The 5,655-nt window shown below is 66.7% G+C and carries 8 protein-coding genes; 4 read left to right on the top strand and 4 right to left on the bottom strand.

Going from position 1 to position 5,655, the window contains the following annotated elements; translation table 11 throughout:
• The coding region (locus tag EOA24_RS25480; RefSeq protein WP_133374605.1) for an ROK family protein at positions 1-573 on the top strand (573 nt) is incomplete at its 5' end.
• 78 nt (positions 574-651) lie between these two features.
• Here EOA24_RS25480 and EOA24_RS25475 read toward each other — a convergent pair.
• Positions 652-1,290 (bottom strand): FMN-dependent NADH-azoreductase, encoded by a 639-nt coding sequence (locus EOA24_RS25475; protein ID WP_126081769.1) that lies wholly within the window; start codon positions 1,288-1,290, stop codon positions 652-654.
• 116 nt (positions 1,291-1,406) lie between these two features.
• On the opposite strand from EOA24_RS25475, the gene EOA24_RS25470 reads away from it, so the two are divergent.
• Entirely contained in the window at positions 1,407-2,354 is a 948-nt protein-coding gene (locus EOA24_RS25470) for a LysR family transcriptional regulator (protein ID WP_127410179.1), read from the top strand.
• On the opposite strand, the gene EOA24_RS25465 is transcribed toward EOA24_RS25470, so the two are convergent.
• Positions 2,296-2,922: a TetR/AcrR family transcriptional regulator gene (locus EOA24_RS25465; RefSeq protein ID WP_127410178.1), complete on the bottom strand. Its 627-nt coding sequence runs from the start codon at positions 2,920-2,922 to the stop codon at positions 2,296-2,298. The two genes, EOA24_RS25470 and EOA24_RS25465, sit on opposite strands and share 59 nt — an antisense overlap.
• A gap of 66 nt (positions 2,923-2,988) precedes the next feature.
• Here EOA24_RS25465 and EOA24_RS25460 point away from each other — a divergent pair, with 66 nt between their 5' ends.
• Positions 2,989-3,414 (top strand): VOC family protein, encoded by a 426-nt coding sequence (locus EOA24_RS25460; protein ID WP_126081772.1) that lies wholly within the window; start codon positions 2,989-2,991, stop codon positions 3,412-3,414.
• A gap of 11 nt (positions 3,415-3,425) precedes the next feature.
• Here the strand turns inward: EOA24_RS25460 and EOA24_RS25455 are convergent, their stop codons facing one another.
• A complete protein-coding gene (locus EOA24_RS25455) occupies positions 3,426-4,373 on the bottom strand; it encodes a trypsin-like peptidase domain-containing protein (protein WP_126081773.1) in 948 nt (315 codons plus the stop codon).
• A gap of 160 nt (positions 4,374-4,533) precedes the next feature.
• Here EOA24_RS25455 and EOA24_RS25450 point away from each other — a divergent pair, with 160 nt between their 5' ends.
• Positions 4,534-5,409 (top strand): S1C family serine protease, encoded by an 876-nt coding sequence (locus tag EOA24_RS25450; protein WP_126081774.1) that lies wholly within the window; start codon positions 4,534-4,536, stop codon positions 5,407-5,409.
• A 50-nt stretch (positions 5,410-5,459) separates the two neighbouring features.
• On the opposite strand, the gene EOA24_RS41805 is transcribed toward EOA24_RS25450, so the two are convergent.
• Positions 5,460-5,655 (bottom strand): hypothetical protein (locus tag EOA24_RS41805; protein ID WP_189354207.1); only part of this gene is annotated, 196 nt, incomplete at its 5' end.

Raw genomic sequence — 5,655 nt, 5'->3', positions numbered from 1 at the left:
CACGAGACCTTTGCCTTCCTGCAGGTCGGCGTTCGCGTCGGCCTGGGCCTGATCAATGAAGGCCGGCTTTATCGCGGCGCCGGCGGCGCTGCCGGCGAAGTCGGCCGCATGCCGTTTCCGTGGTCGGCCAGCGAAGTGCCTTTTCGCGAGGGGCTTGAGCACTATCTCGGCTCGCGGGCGCTTGTCGAGCGCAGCCGACAGACCTGGCCGGCGGAAGAGGGGACCCCGCCGAATTCGGCCAAGGAATTGTTCGCGCTGGCACTGGCGGGGTCGCGGCCGGCCGCCGAGGCTGTCTCGCGCCATGCCGCCGATATCGGCCGGCTCGCGGCCGGCTGCATCGGCATGCTCGACCCGGGCCTGATCGTGCTTGGCGGCGGCGTCGGCCGCAACGCGTTGATGACGGCGGAGGTCGAGCGGGTGGCCGGCGAATTGGCCTGGCCGACGCCAATCGCGGTCAGCACGCTGGAAGATGTCGGAACTGCGCTCGGCGCCATGAAGCTGGCGCTGGATTACAGCCTTGGGCTGATCTTGCGCGAGGACCGCCATCCGGCCGTGGTGCTGCCGCCGCTGTAGGGTGGCCGGCTACCGGCGAAATGCAGAAAGAGGCAGGCGCTGGCGGGCGCCTGCCTCTTTCATCTCCAGCATAGGTGATCAGGCAGCCGCGGCGGCCTGGTTGGCGTTGGCGGCGGCGATCGCGTCGACCTTGGCGGTGGCCTTGGCGAGCGCGGCGGTCACGGCATCGGCACCCATGCCGACGCCCTCGACGCGGATCACTTCAACGTCGGTCATGCCGAGGAAGCCGAGCACGCTGCGCAGATACGGGACGGCATGGTCCATCTGCACCGCGGCGCCTTCCGAATAGATGCCGCCGGAAGCGAGCACGATGTAGACCTTCTTGCCGGCGACGAGGCCCTTCGGACCGTTCTCGCCGTAAGCGAAGGTCTTGCCGGAGCGGGCGACGTGGTCGACCCAGGACTTCAACGTCGAGGAGATGTTGAAGTTGATGAAGCCGGTGGCGAGGATGATCGTGTCGGCGGCGAAGACCTCATCGAGCACGGCGTCGGAAACGCCGACGACTTCGGCCTGGCGCGGCGTGCGCGCTTCGGCCGGCGTGTAGATGCCGGTGGCGTAGTCGGGGTCGATATGTGGCAGCGGATTGGCGACGAGATCGCGCACGACAAGCGTGTTGGACGGATCGGCGGCAACAAGCTTCCGGGCGAGATCGGTGGCGACGCGGGTCGAGTGCGAAGCGGCGCCGCGCGGGCTGGAGGTGACGAGAAGAATAGACATGGCGGTGTCCCCTTGGGGTTGGATTGAAACTTTCCACGCCAATATGGGATTGCTGCTCCATCAGGATAACTGGTATAATATGTATACAATCCATCAACAAAATGGATGGCGTTGCCATGCAGCCGAACCCGACATTGGACCAGCTCCAGATTCTGGTGGCAGTCGCCGATACCGGCAGCTTCTCGGCAGCAGGGCGCAAGCTCAACCGGGCGCAGTCGGTGGTGAGCTACGGCATCGCCAATCTCGAAGCGCAGCTTGGGCTGAAGCTGTTCGAGCGCGAAGGCGTGCGCGAGCCGCAGCTGACCGAAGTCGGCAAGGCGATGCTGGAGGATGCACGGCGCATGATCGGCGTGCTGCAGCGCATCCGCTCGCGCGCCGACGGCTACCGGCAAGGGCTGGAAGCGGAAGTGGCGATATCGGTCGACGTGACGCTGCCTTCGCCGGCGCTGGTGCGCGTGCTCAAGGCCTTTGAGGCGCAGTTCCCGGCGGTCATGCTGCGGCTTTATATCGGCTCGCTCGGCCTGATCGTCGACCAGGTCGTTAACGGCCAGGTGGATCTCGGCTTCGGCGGCCTGCAAGGCGATGCCGACGTCAATCTGCTGCGCATCGGCTTCACCTCCCTGGTGCCTGCGGCGGCGCCCGACCATCCATTGGCCAAACTGCCGAAGCCGGTCGGTGTCGAGGACCTGCGCGAGCACATCCAGCTTGTCGTCACCGACCAGTCGGAGCGGACGCGCGGGCGAGACTATGGTGTCTTTGCCTATCGCACCTGGCGGCTGACCGATATGCGCACCAAGCATGCGCTGATGCGCGAAGGTCTCGGCTGGGGTGGCCTGCCGCGCTGGCTGATCGCCGACGACCTTGCCAGCGGCAGGCTGGTCGAGCTCGATCTCGAGCCTTACCGCGAAGTCCGCTCGCCGATGTATGCCATGCACCGCAATGACCGCAGCCCCAAGCCGGCGGCGACCTGGCTGATCGACGAGTTCAGGCGGCAACTCGGCTGCTTCAACGAGATGGAGCCAGGCCTGTGGACGGAGGACGGACCGGAGTCAAGCCGTCCATGAGGTCGATCAGCACCGCGCGATAGTCCTCGGCGGGCGCGCCGACCTCGATGGCCAGAACCGCCCGGTCGAAGGCGGCGGCGAGCAGGGCGGTCAGCGCCTCGGCTGGCAATCTGGTCATCGCCTGCGCCCGCATCGCGGCGACCAGGCCTTCGCGCAGCGAGCGGTTGCCGTGGCGGTTGTCGATCTCGTCCATGGCTGCGCGGCCGAGCACGGCCGGCCCGTCGAGCAGCAGAAGCCGCGTGCGGCCGGGCACCCGCATTGCCTTGAGATAGGCATCCGATCCGGCGATCAAGGCTTCGCGCGCGGAGGGCGACGGCGGCGAGGCATGATCGATCTCGGCGGCCACGGTCGCTGCTTCCTGTTCGACGACCGCGGCGAACAGGGCCTGCTTGTCGGCGAAATGATGATAGAGCGCCCCGCGCGTCACGCCGGCTTCGGCAACGATCTCCGGCGTGCCGGTCTCGGCATAGGATTTTTCCGTGAACAGCTTTCGCGCCGCGCGGATCAGATCGGCGCGCGTCGCCTCGGTGCGGTCGTGGTTGGAGCGGCGTCCGGACTCTTGTTGCATACATGCAGCCTGTATGTTATTTGCATTTACATACAGACTGTATGTTGGGTGAGAGGAGAAGGAAAGATGAAGACGACCAGCTATTATCCGGTGCTGATGACGGACGATGTCGAAGGCACGGCGGCTTTTTATGTCGAGCATTTCCGCTTCAAGCCGCTCTTCAAAAGCGACTGGTATGTGCATCTGCAGTCGGCGGAGGATAGACGCGTCAATCTTGGCATCGTGCAAGGGGATCATGAGACGATCCCGCAGGAGGGGCGCGGACGAACGTCAGGCCTGCTGATCAATTTCGAGGTGCGCGATCCCGACTCCGTCTATGAGCGCGCCATCGCCGCCGGCCTGCCGATCCTGCGCAGCTTGCGTGACGAGCCGTTCGGCCAGCGGCACTTCATCACCAGGGACCCCAACGGCGTGCTGATCGACGTCATCAAGCCGATCCCGCCAAGCGAGGAATTCTTGGCGCAATATGCCGAGGGGATGGCGGGAAGCTAAGCCAGCGAGGCTTAGCTCGTCCGCGCTACCGGCGTCACCGCCACCTGGCTGACGCCGGTGCGGCGCACGACAGTGCAGAGCGTCTCGCGGCCGATGCGCTCGGCGTCGAGCATGCGCACGAGGTCGTCGACGCCGGTGACCGGCCGGCCGTCTATTGCCGCGATGATGTCGCCTTCCTTCAGGCCGGCCTTGGCGGCGGGGCCGTTCTTCTCGACGCTGCGCAGGCGCACCGCCGTGTTCGTGGTGACTTGCGACAACAGGGCCACCCGGCGCGGCAGGTTGGTCGTGTCGGCAGAGACGCCAATGAAGGCGCGGCGCACGCGGCCGAAGCGGATGATTTCGGAGATGACGAAATTGGCGGTGTTGGAGGCGACAGCGAAGGCGATGCCTTGTGCGCCGTGGATCATGGCGGTGTTGACGCCGATCACCTCGCCCGCCGACGACACCAGCGGCCCCCCGGAATTGCCGGGATTGAGCGCGGCATCGGTCTGGATGACGTCGTCGATCAGCCGGCCGGTCGAGGCGCGCATCGAGCGGCCGAGCGCGGAGACGACGCCGGCGGTGACGGTCCATTCGAAGCCGAGCGGATTGCCGATCGCGATCGCGATCTGGCCGCGGCGCAGGCGCTTGGAGTCGCCGAGCGGCGCGACATCGGCGAAACTGCCGTCGGCGCGCACCAGCGCGATGTCGGTGTCGGGATCGCGGCCAAGCACGTGGCCTTCGCGCGAGGCGCCATCCGGCATGGTGACGCGCACGGCGCGCGCGTCGCCGACGACATGGAAGTTGGTGACGACCAGGCCATCCTGCGCGATGACGAAGCCGGAGCCGTGACCGCCGGCGCCAATGCGCTCGATGCGGCACACGGCCGGACCGATACGGTCGACAGCGTCAGCCACGGATGCCGAGTAGGCGTCGAGCAAACTGTCATCGGATGGAAGTTTTTCGGCTGCGAAAGCCATGGGCGTGTTCCCTCGTAGAATGATGACTATATGTGCGGAGCAGCCAGGGGCGCCGCGACCTGACCACATGGCCAGTCCGCCGGCCGACTAGCCGTCAGGCGAGTACCCGCGGCTGCGCTAGCGAGCGATATCTGGGTCACCGAACCCAGGAGACAGTCTTATGAGCGATTTCAACCTCAGTGCCTTTTCCGACGCGATTGCCGATGTCGCGGCCACAGCTGCGCCCGCGCTGGCGAGTTTCGTCACGCATCACCACCGCACCGCCAGCGCCTTCCACTGGCGCGACGGCTATTTCGTCACCGCCGAGGAAGTGGTCGAAGCCGGCGAGGAGATCGAATTGACGCTGGCCTCCGGCGAAACCGTGAAGGCAGAGCTGGCCGGCCGCGATCCGTCGACGGGCGTTGCGCTGCTGAAGCCCGCTTCCGGCGCTGCCGGTTTGCCGCAATTGGCGCAGGCCGATGCGGTGCGTCCCGGCAATCTGGCGATCGCCGTGGGCAACAGTGATGGCGCAGCGCTTGCCGTGTTCGGCACGGTCGGCGAGGTCGGGCCGGCGTGGCGCTCGATGCGCGGCGGCACGATCGACCAGCGTATCAACCTCGCCATCAACACCGGCGGTCGCTTCGAGGGCGGTCCGGTGCTCGACGCCAGGGGCGGGCTGATCGGCATGCTGTTGTTCGGACCGCGCCGGCGGGCGCTGGTCATGCCTTACGAGACGATCGAGCGCGCGATTGCCACGCTGCGCGAGAAGGGTCATGTCGCGCGCGGCTACCTCGGCGCCGGGCTGCATCCGATCCGCAACGGCGACACCAAAGGCGCCATGGTCATGAGCCTGGACGACAACGGCCCGGCCAAGGCCGCCGGCCTGCATGTCGGCGACATCGTCGTCGCCTGGAACGGCGAAGCAGTGCATGGCCCGCGCGAGCTGATCCGCAAGCTCGGGCCGGACAGCGCGGGTACCACCGTGACGCTTGGTGTTTCGAGCGGCGGCGCTGAGCGCGACGTTTCGATCACCATCGGCGAGAAGCCGCTGAGCTGAGAGGATTGATGGCAAGCAGCGCGGCACAAGTGATCGCACGACCGGAACCGTCAGCCCACCGGCTGACGGTGCTGGTGGCGCTCGGCGATGCCGAGCGGGCCGAGCAGCTTGCCGATGCGCTTGCCGCGAGTGACGATCTGCTGCCGACATTGGCCGGGAGCAGCACAGGCCAGCCAGCGGATGTCGCGGTGACAGACGATGCGGCCTTGGAAAGCCGGGCCATAGGCTCGGCGATGCCTGGTGTTC

It is taken from the genome of Mesorhizobium sp. M2A.F.Ca.ET.039.01.1.1 (assembly GCF_003998035.1).
In the GTDB taxonomy this organism is placed as follows: domain Bacteria; phylum Pseudomonadota; class Alphaproteobacteria; order Rhizobiales; family Rhizobiaceae; genus Mesorhizobium.
This window is presented reverse-complemented; position numbering and strand designations above follow the sequence as displayed.

Bases quoted from the DNA above. Each gene is read 5' to 3' on its own strand.
- EOA24_RS25475 (WP_126081769.1), bottom strand. From the start codon at position 1,290: ATGTCTATTCTTCTCGTCACCTCCAGCCCGCGCGGCGCCGCTTCGCAC.
- EOA24_RS25470 (WP_127410179.1), top strand. From the start codon at position 1,407: ATGCAGCCGAACCCGACATTGGACCAGCTCCAGATTCTGGTGGCAGTC.
- EOA24_RS25465 (WP_127410178.1), bottom strand. From the start codon at position 2,922: ATGCAACAAGAGTCCGGACGCCGCTCCAACCACGACCGCACCGAGGCG.
- EOA24_RS25460 (WP_126081772.1), top strand. From the start codon at position 2,989: ATGAAGACGACCAGCTATTATCCGGTGCTGATGACGGACGATGTCGAA.
- EOA24_RS25455 (WP_126081773.1), bottom strand. From the start codon at position 4,373: ATGGCTTTCGCAGCCGAAAAACTTCCATCCGATGACAGTTTGCTCGAC.
- EOA24_RS25450 (WP_126081774.1), top strand. From the start codon at position 4,534: ATGAGCGATTTCAACCTCAGTGCCTTTTCCGACGCGATTGCCGATGTC.